General features: G+C 63.6%; 20 protein-coding genes. 12 read left to right on the forward strand and 8 right to left on the reverse strand.

The window, feature by feature from the left end; genetic code table 11:
- The first annotated feature begins 152 nt into the window (after positions 1-152).
- The 9 genes from garD (at position 153) to HDG32_RS17195 (ending at position 9,373) form a co-directional block, all read left to right on the forward strand.
- Positions 153-1,742 (forward strand): galactarate dehydratase, encoded by a 1,590-nt coding sequence (gene garD, locus HDG32_RS17155; protein ID WP_184069215.1) that lies wholly within the window; start codon positions 153-155, stop codon positions 1,740-1,742.
- Positions 1,743-1,842: 100 nt separating this feature from the next.
- The gene (locus tag HDG32_RS17160) at positions 1,843-2,697 is read left to right on the forward strand and encodes an NAD(P)-dependent oxidoreductase (protein ID WP_184069217.1); all 855 of its coding nucleotides are present in this window, start codon (positions 1,843-1,845) and stop codon (positions 2,695-2,697) included.
- Positions 2,694-3,623, forward strand: a complete 930-nt coding sequence (locus tag HDG32_RS17165; RefSeq protein WP_184069219.1) for an SMP-30/gluconolactonase/LRE family protein — start codon at positions 2,694-2,696, stop codon at positions 3,621-3,623. The genes HDG32_RS17160 and HDG32_RS17165 overlap by 4 nt, the downstream gene beginning before the upstream one ends.
- A gap of 27 nt (positions 3,624-3,650) precedes the next feature.
- On the forward strand, positions 3,651-3,917 hold the full coding sequence (locus HDG32_RS17170) for a hypothetical protein (protein WP_184069222.1): 267 nt from the start codon (positions 3,651-3,653) through the stop codon (positions 3,915-3,917).
- A 318-nt stretch (positions 3,918-4,235) separates the two neighbouring features.
- Positions 4,236-5,228 carry a TRAP transporter substrate-binding protein gene (locus HDG32_RS17175; protein WP_184069225.1) on the forward strand — a complete coding sequence of 331 codons (993 nt, stop codon included), beginning with the start codon at positions 4,236-4,238 and terminating at the stop codon, positions 5,226-5,228.
- A gap of 177 nt (positions 5,229-5,405) precedes the next feature.
- Positions 5,406-5,915 carry a TRAP transporter small permease gene (locus tag HDG32_RS17180; protein ID WP_035470962.1) on the forward strand — a complete coding sequence of 170 codons (510 nt, stop codon included), beginning with the start codon at positions 5,406-5,408 and terminating at the stop codon, positions 5,913-5,915.
- 13 nt (positions 5,916-5,928) lie between these two features.
- Positions 5,929-7,281: a TRAP transporter large permease gene (locus HDG32_RS17185; RefSeq protein ID WP_184069228.1), complete on the forward strand. Its 1,353-nt coding sequence runs from the start codon at positions 5,929-5,931 to the stop codon at positions 7,279-7,281.
- A gap of 77 nt (positions 7,282-7,358) precedes the next feature.
- Positions 7,359-8,570: a porin gene (locus HDG32_RS17190; RefSeq protein WP_184069231.1), complete on the forward strand. Its 1,212-nt coding sequence runs from the start codon at positions 7,359-7,361 to the stop codon at positions 8,568-8,570.
- A 248-nt stretch (positions 8,571-8,818) separates the two neighbouring features.
- Entirely contained in the window at positions 8,819-9,373 is a 555-nt protein-coding gene (locus HDG32_RS17195; RefSeq protein WP_184069234.1) for a putative glycolipid-binding domain-containing protein, read from the forward strand.
- On the opposite strand, the gene HDG32_RS17200 is transcribed toward HDG32_RS17195, so the two are convergent.
- The 3 genes from HDG32_RS17200 to HDG32_RS17210 all read right to left on the reverse strand — a co-directional run bounded on the left by HDG32_RS17200 (position 9,370) and on the right by HDG32_RS17210 (position 11,948).
- A complete protein-coding gene (locus tag HDG32_RS17200; protein WP_184069238.1) occupies positions 9,370-9,957 on the reverse strand; it encodes a GNAT family N-acetyltransferase in 588 nt (195 codons plus the stop codon). The two genes, HDG32_RS17195 and HDG32_RS17200, sit on opposite strands and share 4 nt — an antisense overlap.
- A gap of 76 nt (positions 9,958-10,033) precedes the next feature.
- Complete coding sequence (gene sapR, locus HDG32_RS17205; protein ID WP_184069241.1) at positions 10,034-10,942, reverse strand: sap1 transcriptional regulator SapR; 909 nt, start codon at positions 10,940-10,942, stop codon at positions 10,034-10,036.
- 118 nt (positions 10,943-11,060) lie between these two features.
- Positions 11,061-11,948, reverse strand: coding sequence for a DMT family transporter (locus HDG32_RS17210; RefSeq protein ID WP_184069244.1), 888 nt, complete (start codon positions 11,946-11,948; stop codon positions 11,061-11,063).
- Positions 11,949-12,059: 111 nt separating this feature from the next.
- Between HDG32_RS17210 and HDG32_RS17215 the strand changes: the two genes are divergently transcribed.
- A complete protein-coding gene (locus HDG32_RS17215) occupies positions 12,060-13,499 on the forward strand; it encodes a PLP-dependent aminotransferase family protein (protein ID WP_184069434.1) in 1,440 nt (479 codons plus the stop codon).
- 45 nt (positions 13,500-13,544) lie between these two features.
- Here HDG32_RS17215 and HDG32_RS17220 read toward each other — a convergent pair whose 3' ends face one another.
- From HDG32_RS17220 to HDG32_RS17230, 3 genes are all read right to left on the reverse strand, one after another.
- The gene (locus HDG32_RS17220) at positions 13,545-14,618 is read right to left on the reverse strand and encodes a TAXI family TRAP transporter solute-binding subunit (protein ID WP_184069247.1); all 1,074 of its coding nucleotides are present in this window, start codon (positions 14,616-14,618) and stop codon (positions 13,545-13,547) included.
- A gap of 256 nt (positions 14,619-14,874) precedes the next feature.
- Positions 14,875-16,047 (reverse strand): hypothetical protein, encoded by a 1,173-nt coding sequence (locus HDG32_RS17225; protein WP_184069250.1) that lies wholly within the window; start codon positions 16,045-16,047, stop codon positions 14,875-14,877.
- A gap of 432 nt (positions 16,048-16,479) precedes the next feature.
- Positions 16,480-17,991 carry an MDR family MFS transporter gene (locus HDG32_RS17230; RefSeq protein WP_184069253.1) on the reverse strand — a complete coding sequence of 504 codons (1,512 nt, stop codon included), beginning with the start codon at positions 17,989-17,991 and terminating at the stop codon, positions 16,480-16,482.
- A gap of 75 nt (positions 17,992-18,066) precedes the next feature.
- Here HDG32_RS17230 and HDG32_RS17235 point away from each other — a divergent pair, with 75 nt between their 5' ends.
- Positions 18,067-18,879, forward strand: coding sequence for a TetR/AcrR family transcriptional regulator (locus HDG32_RS17235; protein WP_184034162.1), 813 nt, complete (start codon positions 18,067-18,069; stop codon positions 18,877-18,879).
- 48 nt (positions 18,880-18,927) lie between these two features.
- Here HDG32_RS17235 and HDG32_RS17240 read toward each other — a convergent pair whose 3' ends face one another.
- Entirely contained in the window at positions 18,928-19,659 is a 732-nt protein-coding gene (locus tag HDG32_RS17240) for a ribonuclease activity regulator RraA (RefSeq protein ID WP_184069255.1), read from the reverse strand.
- A 516-nt stretch (positions 19,660-20,175) separates the two neighbouring features.
- On the opposite strand from HDG32_RS17240, the gene HDG32_RS17245 reads away from it, so the two are divergent.
- A complete protein-coding gene (locus HDG32_RS17245; protein WP_184069258.1) occupies positions 20,176-20,700 on the forward strand; it encodes a response regulator in 525 nt (174 codons plus the stop codon).
- Between the two features lie 148 nt (positions 20,701-20,848).
- On the opposite strand, the gene HDG32_RS17250 is transcribed toward HDG32_RS17245, so the two are convergent.
- Complete coding sequence (locus HDG32_RS17250; protein WP_184069260.1) at positions 20,849-21,448, reverse strand: Fur family transcriptional regulator; 600 nt, start codon at positions 21,446-21,448, stop codon at positions 20,849-20,851.
- Positions 21,449-21,668: the final 220 nt, after the last annotated feature.

The following is a 21,668-nucleotide window of genomic DNA, read 5'->3' on the forward strand; positions in this document are numbered from 1 at the left end:
ATCGTACAACAACAAATCCGGTAACTCAACGGGGTTTTCACGGCATAATTCACGCTATAGGGTAAATACGGAACATCCAGGCGAAACTTCACGTTGTAGGATGACGTATGATTTCTGGCGAAGCAGGTCTATCACGCCTCAAGGATCGATCAATGGAACAAACTCCGCTCTACATCCGCGTTCATCCCAATGACAATGTCGCGATCGTCGTCAACGACGGCGGTCTGGGCGAGGGCGCGGTATTCGCCGATGGCCTCAGGCTGCGCGAGCGTGTGCCGCAGGGCCACAAGGTCGCGGTGGCCGATCTCGCCGAGGGCGACGAGGTCATCCGCTATAACGTCGTGATCGGTTATGCGCTGAAGCCGCTGCCGAAGGGCAGCTGGATCAACGAACACTTGATCCGCATGCCGAGCCCGCCGGGACTCGAAGACCTGCCGATCGCCACCATCAAAGCGCCGGACATGCCGCCGCTCGAAGGCTATACGTTCGAGGGCTACCGTAACTCGGACGGCTCGGTGGGCACGCGCAACATCCTCGCGATCACGACCACCGTGCAGTGCGTCGCCGACGTCGTGCAACACGCGGTCACGCGCATCAAGGCCGAGCTGCTGCCGAAATATCCGAATGTCGACGATGTCGTCAGCCTCGGTCACACCTACGGCTGCGGCGTCGCGATCGACGCGCCCGACGCGATGGTGCCGATCCGCACCGTGCGCAACATCGCGCTGAACCCGAACTTCGGCGGCGAAGTGATGATGGTGAGCCTCGGCTGCGAGAAGCTGCAGCCCGAGCGTCTGATGCCGCCGGGAACGATTCCGATCGCGGCGGCGGCGGTCGTCGACGACGTCGCGGACATCGGTGATGTCGCGCTAGACCAGAACGGCGACGTCGTGGTGCTGCAGGACGAATCGCACGTCGGCTTCCAGTCGATGATCACGTCGATCATGAGGATGGCCGAAGGGCATCTGAAGCGCCTGAACAACCGCCGTCGCGAAACCTGTCCGGCGTCGGATCTGGTGATCGGCGTGCAGTGCGGCGGTAGCGACGCGTTCTCGGGCCTGACCGCGAACCCGGCCGTCGGATTCGCAACGGACCTGCTGGTGCGCGCCGGCGCGACCGTGATGTTCTCGGAAGTCACCGAAGTGCGCGACGGCGTCGATCAGCTGACCGCGCGCGCGGCCAATGCGGACGTCGCACAGGCGATCATCCGCGAGATGCAGTGGTACGACGATTACCTGAAGCGCGGCGGCGCGGACCGCAGCGCGAACACGACGCCCGGCAACAAAAAGGGCGGCCTGTCGAACATCGTCGAAAAGGCGATGGGCTCGATCATCAAGTCGGGCAACTCGGCGATCTCCGGCGTGCTGTCGCCGGGTGAGAAGGTCAATCAGAAGGGCCTGATCTACGCGGCGACGCCGGCCAGCGACTTCATCTGCGGCACGCTGCAGGTCGCCTCGGGCATCACGCTGCACGTGTTCACGACCGGCCGCGGCACGCCGTACAGCCTCGCCGAAGTACCGGTCATCAAGGTCGCGACGCGTTCGGACCTCGCGCGTCGCTGGCACGATCTGATGGACATCAACGCCGGCACGATCGCGACCGGCCAGTCCAGCATCGAGGAGGTGGGCTGGGAACTGTTCCGCCTGATGCTCGAAGTCGCGAGCGGCCGCAAGGAAACCTGCGCGGAGAAGCTCGGACTGCACAATGCGTTGACGCTGTTCAACCCGGCGCCGGTGACCTGAGCAGGCACCGTGCCCCGTCAATACTCAGGCGAGCGCCGGTCCAGCCGGCGCTCGCTTTTCCGTTCAGAAGACCCGATCGCAATCACAACAGCAAAGAGACATGACCGATTTGAACGTTGACCGCTCCGCGGCAAAGAAACCCTTCCGCCGTCTGCTGCTCACCGGCGCCGCGGGCAACCTCGGCAAGCAACTGCGTCCCGCGCTCGCGCAATGGGCCGATATCGTGCGCGTGTCCGATATCGCTGCGCTCGGCGAAGTCGCCGCGCACGAGGAAGCGGCCGTCGTCAATCTCGCCGATGAAGCAGCCGTGCACGCGCTGCTCGAAGGCGTGGACGCGGTGGTGCATCTCGGCGGCATCTCCGTCGAAGCGCCGTTCGAAGACCTGCTCGAAGCGAACATCCGCGGCCTCTACAACGTGTACTCGTCGGCGCAAAAGCATGGCGTGAAGCGCATCATCTACGCGAGCTCGAATCACGCGGTGGGTTTCCATCCGGTGACGTCGGTTCTCGATACCGAAGTGCCGCTGCGTCCGGACGGCATGTACGGCGTGACGAAGTGTTTCGGCGAATCGCTGTCGCGCTACTACTTCGACCGCTTCGGTCTCGAGACCGTGTGTTTGCGGATCGGCTCGTCGTTCGAGCAGCCGAAGACCGCACGCATGCTCGTCACGTATCTGAGCTACCGCGATTTCATCGAGCTCGTGCGCTGCTCGCTGTTCACGAACCGCGTCGGTCACGCGATCGTCTACGGCGTGTCGAACAACCGCATCTCGTGGGTCGACAACACGAACGCCGCGTTTCTCGGCTACCGTCCGCAAGACAGCTCGGCGCAGTTCGAACACCTGTTCCCGCCGAGCGCTCCCGACACCCGCTTCGACGACCCGACCCAGCTGTACCAGGGCGGCCCGTTCGTGCTAGCCGGTCCGATGGAGCCGAAGCGGGAGCCTGAACAATGAGCGCGAATCCGCAAGTGGAGCGCTTCGAAGCGGCCGGTCCGTTGCCCGCGGCCACCGGTGAAAGCCCGGTCTGGCGCGCGGCCGAGCAGGCGCTGTACTGGGTCGACATTCCGGCGAAAAAGATCGTGCGCGGCTCGCTCGAGACAGGCAAGCGCACCGAATGGCTGCTGCCGGAGCAGGTTGCCTGCATCGCGTTCGGTCACGCCGGCACCGTGCTCGCCGGCTGCGAGACCGGGTTGTTCGCGGTCTCGCTCGCGGACGCGTCGAAAGCGGCGAGCGGCGAGCCGCTGACGGCGTCGCTGCGCAAGCTCGCGGCGCCTGAATTCCCGCACGGCGGAATGCGTTTCAACGACGGCCGCTGCGACCGGCAAGGGCGTTTCTGGGCCGGCACGATGGTGATGGATATGGCCGCGGCGATCCCGGGCGGCGCGCTGTACCGCTTCGACGAGAAGGGCGTGCTGTCAGCGCCGGTCGTCGATTCGCTGATCACGCAGAACGGCCTGGGCTGGTCGCCGGACGGCACGACGATGTATCTGTCCGACTCGCATCCGCTGCGCCGGCTGATCTGGGCGTTCGACTACGACGTCGACACCGGTGAGCCGCGCAACCGCCGCGTGTTCGCCGACCTGCATCACTATTCGGGCCGTCCGGACGGCGCGGCGGTCGATGCCGACGGCTGCTACTGGATCTGCGCGAACGACGCCGGTCTGCTGCTGCGTTTTACGCCGCAGGGCAAGCTTGACCGGCAGGTTCCGGTGCCGGCCATCAAGCCTGCCATGTGCGCGTTCGGCGGCCGCGATCTCGATACGCTGTTCGTCACCTCGATTCGTCCCGCCAACGGCGCGAGCGAGCACGACGGCCACGTGTTCGCGCTGCGGCCCGGCGTGAGCGGGCTGCCTGAGCCCGAGTTCGCAGGGCAACTGTAACGTTGCTTGCATGAAGCATGCGCCGGGATGAAGTTTTTCTCCCGGCGTTTTGATTTTTCGGGACCATTCGTGTGGCCCTTTATTTGTCACTCGTCGTACAACGTGTTGTGTGAAGACCACGCCGCCACGTATTTCTTCAGCAAAAATACCACAGCTCCGCAGACTGTACCGATTCCGTCCCCATCCAATGCCGGACGGCGCGGGACCTTGTGGCATGCCACGCCGGTCATCCGTACCGGCGCTTTTCTTGATGCGGGTAAATACCGTCTGTACAAGATAAAACCCCTTTTATAGACTTCGTATGTTGTCGTACAACATATAAGCCCAAACAAATGGCTTTCTGTGTTGGTGTGACAGTGCAATTCGGTGGGTTTTCAAGGCATTCATGCCGCCGCGGTCGATGCGGCATGCATGTCCGAAGCCGGCCGGCGTGATTGAAGTAAGTAGTCGAGTTGTCGACTGGAGTGCTGGGTCAACTGTGCCGGGGAAGTCGCACAGCCAGTACGGCCAACGCCCGCACCTGCGAAGGCAGTGAGCGTGAAGCCGGAGACGCGTCAAAACCATGTCACATCCGCTGTTGCTGGGATGGTCTATTTTTCAAGGAATGTCACGATGAACAAGAAGTTTGCCTCTTCCCATGTTTCGATGATCGTCGCGGCCGCGGCGTTGGCGTTCAGCACGATGTCGGCTGAAGCGCGCGTGTTCCGCGTCGCCGATGTGCACGGCGACACCTTCCCGACCAACATGGCCGTGAAGTACATGGGCGAGGAGATCAGCAAGGCGACCGGCGGCAAGGACTCCGTGAAGGTGTTCGGCAACAGCGCGCTCGGTTCGGAAAACGACACGATCGACCAGGTCCGTATCGGCGCGCTCGACATGGCCCGTGCCAACGGTGCTGCGTTCAACGAAATCGTGCCGGAATCGATGATCCCGTCGCTGCCGTTCCTGTTCCGCGACGTCGACCATTTCCGCAAGGTCATGTACGGTCCGGAAGGCCAGAAGATCCTCGACGCCTTCACCGCGAAGGGCATGATCGCACTGACGTTCTACGAGAGCGGCGCACGCTCGATGTACGCGAAGAAGGCGATCAAATCGCCGGCTGACATGAAGGGGCTGAAGGTCCGCGTGCAGCCGTCCGACCTGATGGTCGACGAAATCAAGGCAATGGGCGGCACGCCGACCCCGATGCCGTTCTCGGAAGTCTATACGGGCCTGAAGACCGGCCTCGTCGACGGCGCCGAAAACAACCTGCCGTCGTACGAAGAAACCAAGCACTTCGAAGTCGCTCAGGTCTACTCGGAAACCGAGCATTCGATGACGCCGGAAGTGCTGGTGTTCTCGAAGAAGGTGTGGGACACGCTGTCGCCGCAAGAGCAGCAGATCATCAAGAAGGCCGCGGCTGACTCGGTGCCGTACTACCAGAAGCTGTGGACCGCGCGCGAAGCCGACGCACAGAAGGCCGTCACGAAGGGTGGCGCAACGGTCATCGCGGCTTCGCAGATCGACCGCGCGGCTTTCGTGAAAGTGATGCAGCCTGTGTGGGCGAAGTACGAAAAGACCCCGCAAATGAAGCAGATCGTCGACGAGATCGAAGCAATCAAGTAAGTCACGCGTCCCGGACGCAATCAGCAATAGCAACGCTTGTCGCAACAGCGGCGTGAATGGTCCCGCGAGGAAACTCGCGAGACCTTCCGCCGCGTGATTTCGCGCGCGCGTGCGGATCGTGTCGCATCGGGACGGCTGAATCTCAAGCACAGGTCGGTCGTAAGCAAGGACAGGGTCATGAGTTTCCTGAAACGCCCAAATGATTTTCTTTTTCGCGTGCTGCTGGTCGTGGCGTCGCTTAGCCTCGCGGTGCTTTGCCTGCTCGTGATTTATAGCGTGGTGATGCGCTACGTGTTTAGCGACGCGCCCGATTTCGTTGAGCCCATCGCATTGCTGCTGGTGATCCTGATCGCGATGTTCGGCGCCGCGCTGAAGGTTCGCGAGGGCGGTCACATCGGACTCGACTCGCTCGTCAAGAAATTGCCCGAGAAAGGCCAGGTGATCGCGAAAGGGATTCAGCACCTGTGTCTGGTCGCTTTCGCGGTGGCGGTCTTCGTCGGTTGCCTCGAGATGGCGGAAACCACGATGGGCGACCGCATTCCGATCATCGGCGTGCCGGAAGGCGTGCGCTACTGCATCCCGATCTTCGCGAGTGTGTGCATCGCGTTGTTCTCGATCGAGCATCTGCTCGAGCTCTTCGCGGGGAAACGGGAAGAGCCGGCGCTCGAACTCTCCGCCACGGAATAAAAGTAGAACCATCATGGAACTTGCCCTTCTTGCCGCCAGTTTTCTAATCTTCCTCTTCCTCGGGGTTCCGGTTTCATTCGCGTTGGGCCTGTCCTGCGTTCTGACGTACCTGTTCGAAGGCTTGCCGACCGCGACCGCGATGCAGTCGATGATCTCGGGCATGAACGGTTTCTCGTTCCTCGCGGTCCCGTTCTTCATCTTCTCCGGCGAGTTGATGCTCCACGGCGGCATCGCTGACCGCATCCTGCGTTTCGCGCAGGCCACGGTCGGCCATTTCCGTGGTGGCCTCGGCATGGCCAACGTGGTCGCCTGTACGCTGTTCGGCGGCGTGTCGGGTTCGCCGACCGCGGATACGTCGGCCATGGGCGGTGTCGTGATCCCGCTGATGAAGCGCGAAGGTTATAGCGCCGCATACGCGGTCAACGTGACCACGCACTCGTCGCTCGCCGGCGCGCTGATGCCGACGTCGACCAACATGATCATCTACGCGTTCGCCGCGCAAGGCGTGAGCGGCGTGCTGAACGGCAAGCAGATGAGCGGCGTGTCGATCGGCGATCTGCTGTTCTCGGGTCTGTTGCCGGTGCTGTGGGTGATGGGCCTCGTGCTGATCGCCGCTTACTGGCAGGCCGTCAAGTTCGGCTATCCGCGCCGTCCCGACGGTTCGACCGAACTGCAGCGTTTCCCGGGCTGGATGGCGGTGCTGCGCACGTTCATCGGCGCGGTGCCGGGTCTGATGGTCATCGCGATCATTCTGTTCTGCGTGGCGCGCGGTATCGCCACCGCGACGGAGGCGGCCGCGATCGCCGTGGGTTATTCGCTGATATTGACCATCGTCGTGTATCGCTCGCTGTCGATGAAGAAGCTCGGCCATGCGCTCGGCAAGGCCGCGAAAACGACCGGCGTGGTGCTGCTGCTGATCGGTGTGTCGAACATGCTGCGCTTCCAGATGGCCTATCTGGAGATCCCGGAGGCGATCGAACGCATGCTCGACGGCGCGACCTCGCTGCCGTGGCTGATGTTGTTGTACATCAACGTGATTCAGGTGTTCCTCGGTACGTTCGTCGACATGGCGGCGCACATCCTGATCACGACCCCGCTGTTCCTGCCGATGGCCATGCACAACGGGGTGGGCCCGGTTCAGTTCGGCATCATGATTCTGCTGAACTGCGCGTTGGGTCTCGTGCATCCGCCGATTGGCTCGGTGCAGTTCATTGGTTGCGCAATTGGCAATGTGTCGATAGGGGAAACTACTAAGGTGGCTTGGCCGTATTACCTCGCTATCTTCTCGGCCATCAATATTGTCACCTATGTCCCGTGGTTCTCGACCTGGTTGCCGAGCATCATCAACGGCCATCCGGTGTTCTGATCCAAATAAAACGTATTTCCCACACTCAGCGGCGCTCGCATAGGCCGCATTAGAAAGTTTTTAACAGAGGAGTAAAAATGAAAAAGACTCTCTTAGCTTCGGCCTTGGGGTTGGTCGCCCTGGGCGCACATGCGCAAAGCAGCGTGACGCTTTACGGTATTGTCGATACGGGCCTGGGTTGGCAGAACAGTTCGGCGTCGCTGACCACGGCGGCGAAACCGCAGACCGTCCCTGGCAACTCGCAAGTCAAGATGATCAACGGCATCTGGGCAGGCAGCCGTTTCGGTTTGAAGGGCTCGGAAGATCTGGGTGGCGGCACTAAGACGATTTTCACGTTGGAAGAAGGCTTTAACAGCGCAACCGGCGCGCAAAGTGTGTCGGGTCTGGCATTCAACCGCCAGGCATGGGTCGGTCTGACGAACGCGCAGTTCGGTACGCTGACGGCAGGCCGCGGGTACACCTCGTACTACACGCTGCTCTCGCCGTATAGCCCGACCACATGGCTGACCGGTGCATACGGTGCGCATCCGGGTGATATCGACTCGCTGGATACGACGTTCCGGGTGAACAACCAACTGGTTTATACGTCGCCGAGCTTTGCCGGTCTGACGGTTAGCGGTTCGTACGCACTGGGCGGCAATGCGGGCAGCTTCGCAGCCGGCCAAACCTGGAGCGTGGCGGCACAGTACCTGAACGGCCCGATCGGTATCGCAGCAGGTATCCAGCGCATCGACAACGCGGCAACCGTTGGCACCCCCGCGTGGAATTCCACGGCGACGAACAACGGCGCTCAGCCGTCCGTCTCGGCAATCAACAACGGCTTCCAGACCGCAGCGAAGCAGCAGCGCATTGCGGTGACGGGTGGTTACGCGTTCAACTCGCAGTGGGACGTTTCGTTCGCATACTCGAACGTTAAATACACTGCGGGCGAGGCTTCGCTGTTCCACGACACGCAGATCTGGAATACCGGTGGCGCAGTGCTGCACTGGAAGCCGATCTCGGTTCTGGACGTGGCCGCTGGCTATAGCTACACCCGTGCAACGTCGTCGAACGGCATTCAGAGCACGGCTACCTACAACCAGTTCAACCTGTCGCAGTACTACTCGCTGTCCAAGCGCACCGGCCTGTACGCACTCGAAGCGTATCAGCGCGCTAGCGGCCAGACGCTGTCGGGCAACGGCAAGTCCATCATCAACGCAGTGGCAGGCATCGGTGACGGCCAGAACGGTTCGCCGTCCTCGTCGCGCAGCCAGACCGCGGTTGGCGTGGGTATCATCCACAAGTTCTAAACAGTTACTGAATACGTGGCGGCGCGTTGTTTTGTCGCCACATCGACGCGTTTTTTTCGCGTCGTCAGTCTCGCAAAGCTGCGCACATTACGTGCGCAGCTTTTTTTTCGATGCTTCATTTTGATGCATCGCAGGCGCTGGTCTCCCCAGCTGTGCCAGATCTGGGTTGGGATTGCCTCGCGCGCGGGCTTTCGCGTTACGATGAGAGCCCGGCGCGCTTTCCTGCGCCGTTTCGCGAGGAGACGCCGATGCGTGAATTACGATGGGCTTCGGAAGAGGGCGACGGCATCGAACATCTGGTATTCGATGCGCGCGACGATGGCTTCGCCGTTGAAAGCGTCGTGGTCGGGCAGCGCTTCGGCAAGGCGTACGGGCTGCATTACGCGGTGCGCTGCGACGCGCGCTGGCGCACGCGCTACGCGCGGCTGAAGATCGTCGGCGGTGGCGAGCTGGAGCTGCATGGCGATGGCGACGGCCACTGGCACGACGGGCACGGCCTCGCGCTCAGCGCGATCGAAGGCTGTATCGACATCGATATCGCGGCGACGCCGTACACCAATACGTTGCCGATCCGTCGGCTGCAACTCGCGCAAGGCGAACGTCAGCCGATCGAAGTCGCGTATATCTCGACGCCGGACTTGCAGGTCACGCGCGCCGAGCAGGCCTACACGTGCATCGAGTTGAATGGCGAGTACCGCTACGAAGGCATTTTTCGCGAGTTCACCGCCAATTTGCGCGTGGATAGCGATGGTCTCGTGATCGACTATCCGACCTTGTTCACGCGTTTGCCGCGCGCGCGTTAGGTTGTGCGTTCGGCGTCGCCCGCTGCGTTTGAGTCGTCGTCGGGCCCAGTCGATGCGCCGCGGCCGAGCGGGCGTTGCATCAGCGTCGTGTCGAGCCAGCGGCCGTGCTTGTAGCCGACAGCCTTCAACGTGCCGGTCAGCTCGAAGCCGAGTTGCGCGTGCAACGACAGTGAGCCGCCGCTGCCGCCATCGGCGATCACTGCGATCATCTGACGCCACGGTCCGGTCTCGCAACGTTCGATCAGCGCCTGCAGCAGCACGCGTCCGATGCCGCGGCCGCGATACGCGTCGTTGACGTAGATCGAGTCTTCGATCGTGTTGCGATAGGCGGCGCGCGGGCGATACGGCGTCGCATAGCAATAGCCGGCCACGTCGCCGTCGATCTCCGCGACCATATATGGCAGTCCGTGGCTGCGCACGCTTGCGAGCCGCGCGCGCAGATCGTCGACGGACGGCGGGGTTTCTTCGAACGACGCGACACCGGTCAGCACGTGATGCGCGTAGATCGCCTGGATCGCGGGGAGGTCGGCTTCGCTGGCGTCGCGGATCAGCGGGGCGTCGAGCGGAGGGCGGGGTGAACTCATGCGGGGTCCTGTCGTGGCGGGCGCAGTTTGGCGGAAGTCTTCACTATGCCTGTCGCAGGGGCGGATTTGAAGCGGGTCAAAGATCGAATTGATCGAACTCGCTCTGCAGCTCGCGATTACGCGCCACGCGTTCGTCGATAGCCGGTCCACGCCGTTCGACGACCGCCGAGATCAGCAGATTGAACAGGCATGTCAGCGGCGCGAGCGAATCCCAGAACTGACCGACGTCGGTCGTCACCTGCAGCAGATCGCCGTCGAAATCGCGCGCCCACGGACAGTAGATATCGGTGACGAGCGCGAACGGCAGGCCGCGGCGCGAGGCCGCCTGGCAATAGCGTCGCGCGATCGTCGAATAGGCGCGCGTGTCGGTGACGATCAGATAGGGCGTGCTGAATTCCGAGTTCAGCGAATCGACGTAGGAACCCGACATGCCGTCCGAATAGAACACGCGCGGGCGGATGTATTCGAGATAGCTGTAGAACGCGTTGCTGATGCCGCGCGTCGATTGGATGCCGAGGATGTAGACCGCATCGGCGTTCGCAATGCGGTCGGCGACGCGCGCGAAGGCCGGCGAGCGCGCGAGTTCATACACGTGCCGGATCGCGCCGATCTCGAGTTCGAGCGATTGGGCGAGCGCGGCGTCGCGCGGCGAGGAGCCGTCAGCGACGCTCGGTTCATGAAGCTCACCGGTTTGCGCGCAGTCGCTCGGGCCACGGCGGAACGCGTCGAGCCGGTCCGTGATCAGCCAGGGCCGCTGCTGCGTGCCGCGCAGCTCGCGTTTCAGATCGTCGAGATTGCGATAGCCGACGCTGCGCAGAAAGCGGCCGACCGAAATACCGCTGGTGCCGGCTTGCTGCGCGATCTGATCGGCGGTCTCGAGGCCGAGCCGGTCGAGATTCGCGAGCATGTAGCTGGCGACGCGTTTCGACGTCGGCGTGAGTTCGGCAAAACGGGCTTCGACGGTTTGGGCAAAAGCGGTCGTCATCGTCAGTCGCGGCGCGGGCCGCTGGTTGTGCCAATCAGCGAAATGATGACAGATCGATCCACGGCTCGCGCAATTCGATCCTGAAAAAGTCTGTTCGCCGTGCGACGGTCGAGCCGCGTCAGACCGGCCGCCGCACCGGCGCGGCGCGCGAAAAATGCCGTGCGCCAGCCACGCAGGCGACCACGATCACGGTGACGATGATCATCGATGGCGGTACCTGCTCGTGCAGCAGCACGCCGGCGAGCAGCAGCCCGAAAAACGGCTGCAGCAACTGCAGTTGGCCGACCGCCGCGATGCCGCCGAGCGCGAGCCCGCGATACCAGAACACGAAGCCGATCAGCATGCTGAACAGCGACACGTACGCGAGTCCCCACAGCGCGGCGGCGCCGACACCGTCGAACGACACGGGCCGCGTCCACCATGCGAGCGGCAGCATCAACGGCAGCGACAGCACGAGCGCCCACGAAATCACCTGCCAGCCGCCGAGATGACGCGACAACCGCGCGCCTTCCGCGTAGCCCAGCCCGCACACGACGATCGCCGCGAGCATCAGCGCGTCGCCGAGCGGCGAGGCGTCGATGCCGTGACGCAGCGCGAACGCGGCCACCGCCGCGCTGCCGAGCGCCGAGAACAGCCAGAACGCCGGCTGCGGCCGCTCGCCGCCGCGCAACACGCCGAAGATCGCGGTGGCGAGCGGCAGCAGGCCGATGAACACGACCGCATGCGCGGCGCTCACATGACGCAGCGCGAGCGCGGTCAGCAAAGGAAAGCCGACCACGACGCCGAGCGCGACCACGACGAGCGGCAGCAGATCGCGCCGCTCCGGGCGGGTCTCGCGGAACACCAGCAACAGCAGCAGACCAAGGATACCCGCGATCGTCGCGCGCGCCACGGTCAGAAACACCGGCTCGAGGCCCTGCACGGCAAGTCGCGTGGCCGGCAGCGAGCCGCTGAAAATCAGCACGCCCGCGAAACCGCTGAGCCAGCCGTTGGTGGTTTTGTCCATGGCAAACATCCCTGCGCTGAAAGAGTCTCATGATGCTCGCCGCGGCCGTAAACGTTAAGCTACAGATCAGTACAGTCCGTACAAACTGTACCGAACATGGGAGCAGTACAGATGGCGGAAAGCGAGAACAACGAGACGGTGCCGGGCACGCGTGTCGGCCTCGTGATGAACAATCTGCGGGAGCGTATCGCGAGCCGCTCGCTGATGCCGGGCGCCCGCGTGCCGTCGATCCGCGCGATGACCGACACGCTCGGCGTGTCCAAGTCGACCGTGGTGGAAGGCTACGACCGTCTCGTTGCGGAAGGGGTGATCATCGCGCGGCGCGGCTCGGGCTTCTTCGTGTCGGGCCATGCGCCGCCGCTCGCGCTCGCCGATCTCGGGCCGCGGCTCGATCGCGAGGTCGATCCGCTGTGGCTCACGCGGCAGTCGCTGGAGACCGGCTCGAAAGCGCTGAAGCCCGGCTGCGGCTGGATGCCGGCTTCGTGGTTGCCGGAAGATGGCGTGCGGCGCGCGCTGCGTGCGGTCGCTCGTGATCCGCAATCGCTGCTCGCGGACTACGCGAGCCCGGCGGGCTTGCCCGCGCTGCGTCAGCAGCTTGCGTGGCGGCTTTCCGCGCACGGGGTCGACGCGCCGCCCGAGCAGATCCTGCTGACCGACGGCGGCACCCATGCGCTCGATCTCGTGTGCCGCTTCCTGCTCGAACCCGGCGACACGGTGCTGATCGACGATCCTTGCTATTTCAATTTTCAGGCGTTGTTGCGCGCGCATCGCGTGCGGATCGCGAGCGTGCCGTACACGCCGCAGGGACCGGATCTCACGGCGTTCGAGCGCGTTCTGGTCGAGCAGCGTCCGCGGCTCTACGTGACGAACTCGGCGATCCACAATCCGACCGGCGCGACGCTCGCGCCGGCCGTCGCGCACCGGCTGCTGAAGCTCGCCGGCGAGCACGATCTGCTGATCGTCGAGGACGACATCTTCGCGGACTTCGAAGACGAAGCCGCGCCGCGCCTTGCCGCATTCGACGGCCTCGCGCGCGTCGTGTCGATCGGCAGCTTTTCGAAGACGCTGTCGGCGGCGGTGCGCTGCGGCTATATTGCGGCACGCGCCGAATGGGTCGAGCCGTTGATCGATCTGAAGCTCGCGACTTCGTTCGGCAATGGTCAGCTCGCGGCGAGCGTCGTGCATCGGATGCTCGTCGACGGTACCTATCGGCGTCATCTGGAGGCGATGCGCGCGAAGCTGGCCGATGCGATGGGAGAGACCATCAGGCGTCTCGGCTATGCGGGCCTCGATATCTGGACACGGCCGCGCGCGGGCCTGTTCGTATGGGCGCGCTTGCCCGGGGCGCTCGATGCCGCCGACATCGCCCGTCATGCGCTGACGGCGGGCGTCGTGTTCGCGCCGGGCAACGTGTTCAGCGCGTCGCAAGCGGCGGCGGGCTTTCTGCGTTTCAACGTGTCGCAATGCAATCGCCCGAAGGTGTACGAGGCATTGCAACGGGCGATGGAAGCGTGCACGGTGTCGGCCGGCGCGGGGCGCGAGCGGGTCTGAGACGAACTCAGGGGAAGCAGGCGTTCGCGGTCCCCCGCTACAGCGTTATTTGCACAGCAGAAGCATCCGTTCTTCTTCCGAGCAAGGCGTGTGCGGTTTCGGCGCGGGTTGCGCGGCCGCCGCGCTCATCGCCGCGCTGCGGTTCGCGAGACACGCGCGCAGATGCTTCTCGACCGGACCGTAGTACTTCCACCCACGAACGAGCGTCGGCAATTCGAGCTTCACCTGTTTCCATTTCGGATGGCCATGCTCCTGCAGATTGTCGAAGTTCGCGCACAACGAGTCGGCGAAATGATTCAGATTGCTGACTGTGTCGCGCAAGCCGTAATCGTAGGTGACCAGAAACGCTTTGACGGTCAGACCCGGCACGTCTTCCTTCAACCAGCCTGGGTAGCTGCTTTGGTGGATCGTAGTCGGAAAGTAGGTCTGCTTCGCGCGGTTCGTCTCCGACGCGTTGGGATCGACGGGCAACAGACGCAACTGTGACAGCAGGTCGGGTTTCATGTCGTTGAACAGCTTTGCCGGCTGCCCGACCACGATGATCGCGACGTCGATCTTCTTCACGATCAGCGCGGCGAGCGCGTCCTCGTTGCTCAGATGCACGACGTTCTGCTCCGGAATCGGCTGGCCGAACATCAGGCGGTAGAGCGTCGTCGCCGACTGCGCGGTGCCGCTGCCTAGCAGGCCGACGCTGATGGTCTTGTCCTTGATGTCGGCGAGCGTTTTCAGCGGCGAATCCGCCCGTACGACGACGTTAATTTCCTCGTCGTAGAGCGGCATGATTAGTCGCAGCGGCCGGATCGTCGTGCCCGCATCGGGGTTGCCCGAGTTGGCCATGTCGATGAACGCCTGATACACGTCGGACTGCACGAGCGCGAGCTTCACGCCGGGCTCGAAACGCATGCGCTGCACGTTTTCGGCCGAGCCTTTCGACGCCACCACTTCGAGGTCGATGCCAACCGGCTGGGCCACCCATTTCGACAGGTCATTGCCGATCTGGATATATGTGCCGCGCTCCGGCCCGGTGACGATCTTGTAGTGCGCCGGTTCCGCGCCGGCCAGCGAACATACGACCAGTACCACCAGGCCCAGCCAGCCCGCGAGGAGTCTCTTCAGCATGATCTTTCTACCTATCGGTCAGGTTGATCCCGCTTCACGCGTGGCGCGTGGAAGCACCAGTGATCCGGTTGCCCTGTCATGTTCAAACTGCTGCCAGGGTCGCTCCGTCTGTTTCCGCTCAGAGGACGCACGATAATGTGCGAATCGGCACAGACGGCGGCCATTTGATCTGGTATGCGAAGCAATGTTTTTGCGCGACGGCGCAGCAGTTTGCGTCTCCGGGACCCGGTTCGGACCGTCGCGTCGCGCGTGAGCGCTAGTTGCTCCGCGGCGTCGCGGTTCTCACGACGCCGACTTTCGTTGCAGTCACGACCAGTTCGCCGTGCGCTTGCATGCCGACGGGCAGCGGTGCCTGCTCTTGCGCTTGCGCGAGCGGCGCGCCCGGCGCGGCATCCGTCGTCGCCGCATGCGGCGGAGTCAGCGGCGCCCAGCCGGTCTCGCGAATGACGCGCTCGAGGATCACTTTCGCCGCGTCGTTGCCGCTGTCGATCGCGAGCGCCTCGTTCGCGTGCTGACGCGCGCACGGCCACGACTGCTGCGCGACGCAGGCCTGCGCGGCCTGTAGCGCAGTATCGCGACGCTGGACGAGCGGCCGCATCTGATCGGCCAGACCCTGCGCGTCGCTGTTTCCGGGTTGTAACGTTTGCGCAGCGGCGAGAGCGGCTTGCGCGGCGGACAGATCGTTCGCGCGGAACGCTGTCCTCGCGACCTGCAATGCTTGTCCGGCGTCGTGGAATTGCGGCGCGGGCCGCATGGGCGTCGCGGCCATCGGCGGCGCGGCAGGCGGTGCGGCTGGTGTCGCTGGAATGACGGGAGCCGCGGGCACGACGGGCGCGGGCTTCGCCGCCAGTGCGGTCACGGGCGGTGGCGCAGGCTTGGCCGCGGCCGGCGCGTGCATGGTCTGTGCTTGAGCAATCACCGGGGCGGACACAAGCGGCGCGATCATGCCGGTCGTTGTTCTGGCATCCGGCGTAATCTGCTCCACGCCTGTATCTTCCGATTCGCCGCCGTCGCTGAATAGCGTATAAGCGACATACGCCAGGCCGATTGCGACAACCGCGCCGATCACGTACAGCACGCGCCAGATCGTCTGCGCAGTGTTGGGCGGCGCATACATCGGATCTTCGTAAGGTGGGATAGTGGTGTCGGTCGACACGAGCGCCGTGTGCATGACCGGCTCGGTCTGCAACAGGGGTTCGGACGCCATCGCGGCAGCGGCGATGGCGGGCTCGTCGTCGAAACGGGGCAGGGGCTTGTGCGTGGCGCTCGCACGGCTGCCTGGAATACCGGTGCGGATGTGCGGATCGTCCTGGTCGAACGGATGCGCAGCGCCACAGTAGGGGCAGGCGTCGACTTGTCGGTACAGTGCGCCACCGCAGCGTTTGCAGGGCGTGGGGAAACTTTGGCCGGATGCTGTCTGGGTGGACATGCCGTGGACCCACCTTTGGAAAACGATGCCGTAAAGGCATGCTTCGGATCGTGTTGAGGCAGGAGCCTTGTCCGCGGAATCACGATCCACATGCGCCGGAAGTCGTGGAGACGGAGGCAGCGGCTGCGTTTCCACGGGTTCCAATATGTGGCGTTTCACGGGGGACGTCAACGCGGTTGGCCCCTGGATTGTGTGCGCTACCGCTCATTGGGAGGTATGAAGAAACCCTGGCCATACATTCGAAAACGAGTGTATGTGTCTGTTGTTTCACGACAAATGGAAGGTAACCGGAAGCATCGCGCTGCATGAAGCGAGCGCGCCAAAAAAACAACGAGGCCGACGCGTCGTGCGTGCGGCCTCGTGATCAACCTGCTATCCGGCGCTTGCCGGTACGCGTTTGCATCAGCTTGCCGATCAGGCGTCGAAGTACGCTCAGTGCTTGCGCAACGGATGATCCTTCAGCAGCCATGCGAGCACGAAGGCGAGCACCACGACGCATGCGGCCGACAGATACACGGTGTGCAACGCACCCGCGAACGCATCCAGATAGTCGTTGCGCAATGCTTCGGGCAGCTGATGAATCGCTGCGGGACCCAATGCCTGCGGAAGTTCGGTGTCGGGCGGGATCAGCTTTTCGAGGCGTCCGGCGAGGCCGTTCGAGAACACCGCGCCGAAACCGGCCACGCCGATCGAGCCGCCGATCGAGCGAAACAGCGTGACGCCCGACGTCGCCACACCCATATGCTTGAACTCTACGGTGTTCTGGACCGCGAGGACCAGCACCTGCATCACCATGCCGAGGCCGCAGCCGAGCAGACCCATGTACAGATACATCACATGAATCGGCGTATCGATCTGCAGGCGCGCGAGCAGCAGCATCGCCACGGAGACGAGGAACGTGCCCATGATCGGGAACAGCCGGTACTTGCCGATCTTGCTGATCACGCGGCCCGTCACCATCGACAGGATGAACAGGCCGCCCATCATCGGCAGCATCTGCATGCCGGCGTGCGACGGCGTGGAGCCCTTCACGACCTGCAGATAGAGCGGAATGAACGTCACGGAGCCGAACAGCGATACGCCGATGATGAAGCTCACGAGGCTGCTGATCAGAAACGTGCGCTGTTTGAACAGTCCGAGCGGCATGATCGGTTCGACCGCGCTGCGTTCTTCGTGAATGAATCCCCAGATCGCTGCGAGACCCATGCCGAGCGTGAACCACAGTTGCGGCGACGACCACGGCAGGATCGTGCCGCCCTGACTCGTGAACAGGATGATGCAGGTCAGCGCGCCGGCGAGAAACGCGGCACCCATGTAATCGATCGTGTGCTTCACGTGGCGCGCGTGCGGCTTGAATACCGCGCCGATCACGATGAGCGACAGGATGCCGAGCGGCAGGTTGATGTAGAAGATCCAGCGCCACGTCAGATGCTCGACCAGAAAGCCGCCGAGCAGCGGACCGATGACGGTGGCAAGACCGAAGATGCCGCCGAACACGCCCTGGTAGCGGCCACGCTCAGCGGGCGGAATCACGTCGGCGATCGCCGCCATCGTCACGACGAGCAGGCCGCCGCCGCCGAGCCCTTGCAGCGCGCGCAGCACGATCAGCTGACTCATGTTCTGCGCGATGCCACACAGCGCCGAGCCGACGAGAAAGATGACGATCGCCGTCTGCAACACGATCTTGCGGCCGAACAGGTCGCCGAACTTGCCGTACAACGGCACGACGATGGTCGAACTGAGCAGGTAGGCGGTCACGACCCACGACAGGTTATTGAGCCCGCCCAGTTCGCCGACGATGGTCGGGAGCGCGGTCGAGACGATCGTCTGGTCCAGGGCGGCGAGCAGCATGACCAGCAGCAGCGCCGGAAACAGCAGCCGGATCGGCGGATGGTCGGCCGCGGGCGCGGGGTTGACTGACAGGGTCGTAGCGGGTTGTTCCATGGCGGCAATGCGTTGAAATTAATTAACTGAGAGATTAATATATGTGACATCGCCTCTCACGTCAAATTCAATGCAATGACAAGGATCTCGCCTGACGACGCCGCGGCGCACAATGCCGTGGCCGATACGGGGCCGCCCGCGCGAATTGCCGCGAAAGAGCGCGACGCGTCGAAGCCCAAACTCACGGCAGCGCCAACGGATATTCATGCTGCGAATATCGGAAGCAGCGCACCGGCTGGATCGGCCGCGCGCCGCCCCGGCCGGCCGTCGGGCGCCGCGCGCGGTCCCGCGCAGCGTGCGCGCTTGCTCGACGCCGCGCTGACGCTGTTCGCGAGGCAGGGCATCGTCGAGACATCGCTGGGTGAGATCGCCCGCGAGGCCGGCTTCACGCCCGCGATGGTGCACTACTACTTCAAGACGCGCGATCAACTGCTCGACGTGCTGATTGACGAGTGTTTCGCACCGTTGCGCGCGAGCCTCGGACTGCCATTTCAGGAGAATCCCGACGATCCGGTCGCGGCAATCACGCAACTCACGGAGCGGCTCGTGCAGATCGCGAGCGACAACCCGTGGTTCGCGTCGCTGTGGGTGCGCGAAGTGATCAGCGACGGCGGGCTGCTGCGCCAGCGCATGCATGAGCGCTTTGGTTTCGCGCATCAGAAGGCGTCGCTGCTGGCGATCGCGCGCTGGCAGAAGGAGGGGCGCCTGAATGCATCGCTCGAACCCGCGCTCGTGTTCGTCACGCTGCTCGGCATGACGATTCTGCCGCTTGCCACCTCGAAGCTGTGGCGCAACGATCCGCTGCGCCGCAGTATCGGCGGCGCGGAGATTGCGCGGCACGCGGTGGCGTTGCTGTTGCAGGGCATTGGGCCCGGCAAGGGCGATTGAACTGGCGCCCGGTGTGGCGCACCGGGCGCCGCGCCGTTTGAAAAGGCCCTAGATTTTGCGATTTTTCTTCCACTCGTCGAACGCCGCCTTCGTCTCGTCGTTCGGCGGATAGGTGCCGGGCAGCGCGGCGCCGGCACGAATCCTTTCGGTGAGAAACGCCTCGAGCTGTTCCTGTCCGGCGGCGGCTTGCGCGACGTCGTCGGCCATCTTCAGCGGAATTACCACGACTCCATCCACATCGCCGACGATCACGTCGCCCGGAAACACCGCGACTCCACCACAGCCGATCGGCACGTTGATATCGACCGCGTGATGGCGGATCAGATTGGGCGGCGCGCTCGCGCCGGCGCAAAACACCGGCATGTCGAGCGCGGCGATCGTCGCGCTGTCGCGCACCGAGCCGTCTGACACCATGCCGGCAACACCGCGCACCTGCAAACGAAGCGACAGAATCGAACCGAACGACGCGCTGCCGCGCTCGCCGCGGCAATCCTGCACGAGCACGTGGCCCGGCGGAATGGTCTCGACGCATTTGCGCTGCGCGTACTCAGGGTCCGCGAATAGCTCCAGTACGTCGATGTCTTCGCGCGATGGGATGTTGCGCAGCGTGAACGCCGGCCCGACCAGATTCGCGCCGCGCCGCGAACCGAGCAGCGCGACGCCCTGCATGAAGGTGTTGCGCAGACCGCGCTTGAATAGCTGCGTGGTCAGCGTGGCGGTGCTGACGTGACGAAGGATGTCGAGCGTCGCGGCGGAAAGCGCGGGCGATGTGGCGGACATGGTGTCGGTTGACCTCGGGTTGAGATGAGGGGGCATCGGTAGGCGCGCGTGCGCGCCCACGATGATAGCGCCGCGACACCACCGGTTAGCAGACCAGCGCCGTTCATCGCCGCGATATCGGCAACCCCGACCGAGCCCTTCTTTACGTGACGCGAACCGCTGCAACGAGGCACGCGACGTGCTTGCAGTGTCGTCGGATGCGAGCGGCGCAAAACGAACGGCAGCGCCGCGTTGTGCAAACAATACGAAGGGCAGAATCGATACCGGGCGGGGAAGGCCGTACGAACGGGGTTCGTACGAACCGCGCCGGAACATCGGGTGCCGGCGATCGGCGAGCCGCGGAAAAACTGCGGACACTGAGCGGCTAAATCGCGGTGTGCGTCGAGCGCCGTTTTTTCATCGACGTGCAATTTGGGCGCGTTACCGTGCGTATGCCTTGTACTCGGGAAGATGTTGCGCAATGTTTTACAAGCGCGGACCTGTCTGCAACTCGGCGTGCGAAATCGAGTCGGAATCATGGACAGCAACACCCTGGCCGCGCGAATCAACGGCAATCAGCAAAGTGAAATACAAAGTGAAACCTCCGCCCCCTCGGACGGCCTAACCGGTTTTTCAGAGCAACAACATACGATGAACGCAGCAATGAGGCTCGATCAGGCCACGATCGTGCTGGTGGAGGACGACCCGGACAGCCGGGAATCGTTGACCTTGTTACTCGAGGCGGAAGGCGCGAAGGTTTGCGCGGTCGCCGATGCGGAAGAGGGCGTCGTGGTGGCGATGCGGTTGCTTCCCGACGCGGTCGTCTGCGACCTCGACTTGCCGGCCATGGATGGCTTCTATCTGATCCAGCGGCTGCGCGACCACGAGATTTGCGGCGGTCATTCACCCTCGGTGGCAGTGGCGCTCACCGGCCATACCGACGACGCATACCGCCTGCGCAGCATCGGCGAAGGCTTCCAGCATTTCATGACCAAGCCCGCATTACCCGAAGCGCTCGTGACGCTGCTGCACGACGCGATCGACGCCCGCGCGGCGGGTTGATCGACGCTTCGTAGCGGCTCTCGTGGGAGCGGGTTTTAGACAGAGCAGGCCGGCGCGCGGCGGGGAGATGTCGTTTCTCGAAGCAGCGCACGGCCATCGACGCTTTGCAGCGCGTCACACAGCGTTGCGCACCCAATGTGGCGCGCCGCTATTTCGCCGCGGCCACCGGCGCGGCCGCGCTGGCCGCTTTGGCCGCCTGACAGGCCGCACACAATCCCTTCAATTCGATTTCGTCGCTCGCGAGCCGATAGCCCGCGTCCTCGATCTGCGCGACGAGGGCCTGACGCAGCTTCGGTTGATCCAATTCGGTGACGCTGCCACATTGCTGGCATACGACGAGAATGCCGTGCTGGCATTGCGTCAGATCATGGCAGACAGTGAACGCATTGATCGATTCGATCCGATGCACGAGCCCCACCGACAGTAAAAAATCCAACGCGCGATAGACGGTCGGCGGCGCCGAGCCGGCGTGGATCTGGCGCATTTCGTCGAGCAGCGAATAGGCCTTGGTCGCGCGTCCCGAGTTCAGCAGCAGTTCGAGCACCTTGCGCCGGATCGGCGTGAGTTTTTCGCCGCGTTCTCGGCAATATTCCTCGGCGAGTGCGAGAGCCGCTTCCTGCGACGGGCCATGTGCGTGCGACGACTCGTGCACGTCGTGATGCGCTCGATGATCGTGTGCATCGGCGGCGGGGGCGGCAGGTGTGGGAGCGACCGGACGGCCGGTCGCGGCGGGCTTGGCGGTTTTCATGCGTCGATTATAGAGGCAGGGGGATGCAAGTGCCGCGCCGGTCGAAGTGTCGAGAGAATCGGCATTGCCCAGATTTGGCTTACAACTGACAACAAACGAAAAATAGGGTCTTTACTGGCAAAAAATGCCTATTCTTTGTCAGTCAGTCTCTGAATGTGTTTGATGGGATCTCGATGAGACAACTGCTTCACCCATCGCGGGCAGTAGCCTTAGCCTTTCT

Source organism: Paraburkholderia sp. CI2, assembly GCF_014201055.1.
GTDB classification, from domain to species: Bacteria; Pseudomonadota; Gammaproteobacteria; order Burkholderiales; family Burkholderiaceae; genus Paraburkholderia; species Paraburkholderia tuberum.

Coding starts and splice junctions, on each gene's coding strand:
- garD (WP_184069215.1), top strand. CDS start 153: ATGGAACAAACTCCGCTCTACATCCGCGTTCATCCCAATGACAATGTC.
- HDG32_RS17160 (WP_184069217.1), top strand. CDS start 1,843: ATGACCGATTTGAACGTTGACCGCTCCGCGGCAAAGAAACCCTTCCGC.
- HDG32_RS17165 (WP_184069219.1), top strand. CDS start 2,694: ATGAGCGCGAATCCGCAAGTGGAGCGCTTCGAAGCGGCCGGTCCGTTG.
- HDG32_RS17170 (WP_184069222.1), top strand. CDS start 3,651: ATGAAGTTTTTCTCCCGGCGTTTTGATTTTTCGGGACCATTCGTGTGG.
- HDG32_RS17175 (WP_184069225.1), top strand. CDS start 4,236: ATGAACAAGAAGTTTGCCTCTTCCCATGTTTCGATGATCGTCGCGGCC.
- HDG32_RS17180 (WP_035470962.1), top strand. CDS start 5,406: ATGAGTTTCCTGAAACGCCCAAATGATTTTCTTTTTCGCGTGCTGCTG.
- HDG32_RS17185 (WP_184069228.1), top strand. CDS start 5,929: ATGGAACTTGCCCTTCTTGCCGCCAGTTTTCTAATCTTCCTCTTCCTC.
- HDG32_RS17190 (WP_184069231.1), top strand. CDS start 7,359: ATGAAAAAGACTCTCTTAGCTTCGGCCTTGGGGTTGGTCGCCCTGGGC.
- HDG32_RS17195 (WP_184069234.1), top strand. CDS start 8,819: ATGCGTGAATTACGATGGGCTTCGGAAGAGGGCGACGGCATCGAACAT.
- HDG32_RS17200 (WP_184069238.1), bottom strand. CDS start 9,957: ATGAGTTCACCCCGCCCTCCGCTCGACGCCCCGCTGATCCGCGACGCC.
- sapR (WP_184069241.1), bottom strand. CDS start 10,942: ATGACGACCGCTTTTGCCCAAACCGTCGAAGCCCGTTTTGCCGAACTC.
- HDG32_RS17210 (WP_184069244.1), bottom strand. CDS start 11,948: ATGGACAAAACCACCAACGGCTGGCTCAGCGGTTTCGCGGGCGTGCTG.
- HDG32_RS17215 (WP_184069434.1), top strand. CDS start 12,060: ATGGCGGAAAGCGAGAACAACGAGACGGTGCCGGGCACGCGTGTCGGC.
- HDG32_RS17220 (WP_184069247.1), bottom strand. CDS start 14,618: ATGCTGAAGAGACTCCTCGCGGGCTGGCTGGGCCTGGTGGTACTGGTC.
- HDG32_RS17225 (WP_184069250.1), bottom strand. CDS start 16,047: ATGTCCACCCAGACAGCATCCGGCCAAAGTTTCCCCACGCCCTGCAAA.
- HDG32_RS17230 (WP_184069253.1), bottom strand. CDS start 17,991: ATGGAACAACCCGCTACGACCCTGTCAGTCAACCCCGCGCCCGCGGCC.
- HDG32_RS17235 (WP_184034162.1), top strand. CDS start 18,067: ATGACAAGGATCTCGCCTGACGACGCCGCGGCGCACAATGCCGTGGCC.
- HDG32_RS17240 (WP_184069255.1), bottom strand. CDS start 19,659: ATGTCCGCCACATCGCCCGCGCTTTCCGCCGCGACGCTCGACATCCTT.
- HDG32_RS17245 (WP_184069258.1), top strand. CDS start 20,176: ATGGACAGCAACACCCTGGCCGCGCGAATCAACGGCAATCAGCAAAGT.
- HDG32_RS17250 (WP_184069260.1), bottom strand. CDS start 21,448: ATGAAAACCGCCAAGCCCGCCGCGACCGGCCGTCCGGTCGCTCCCACA.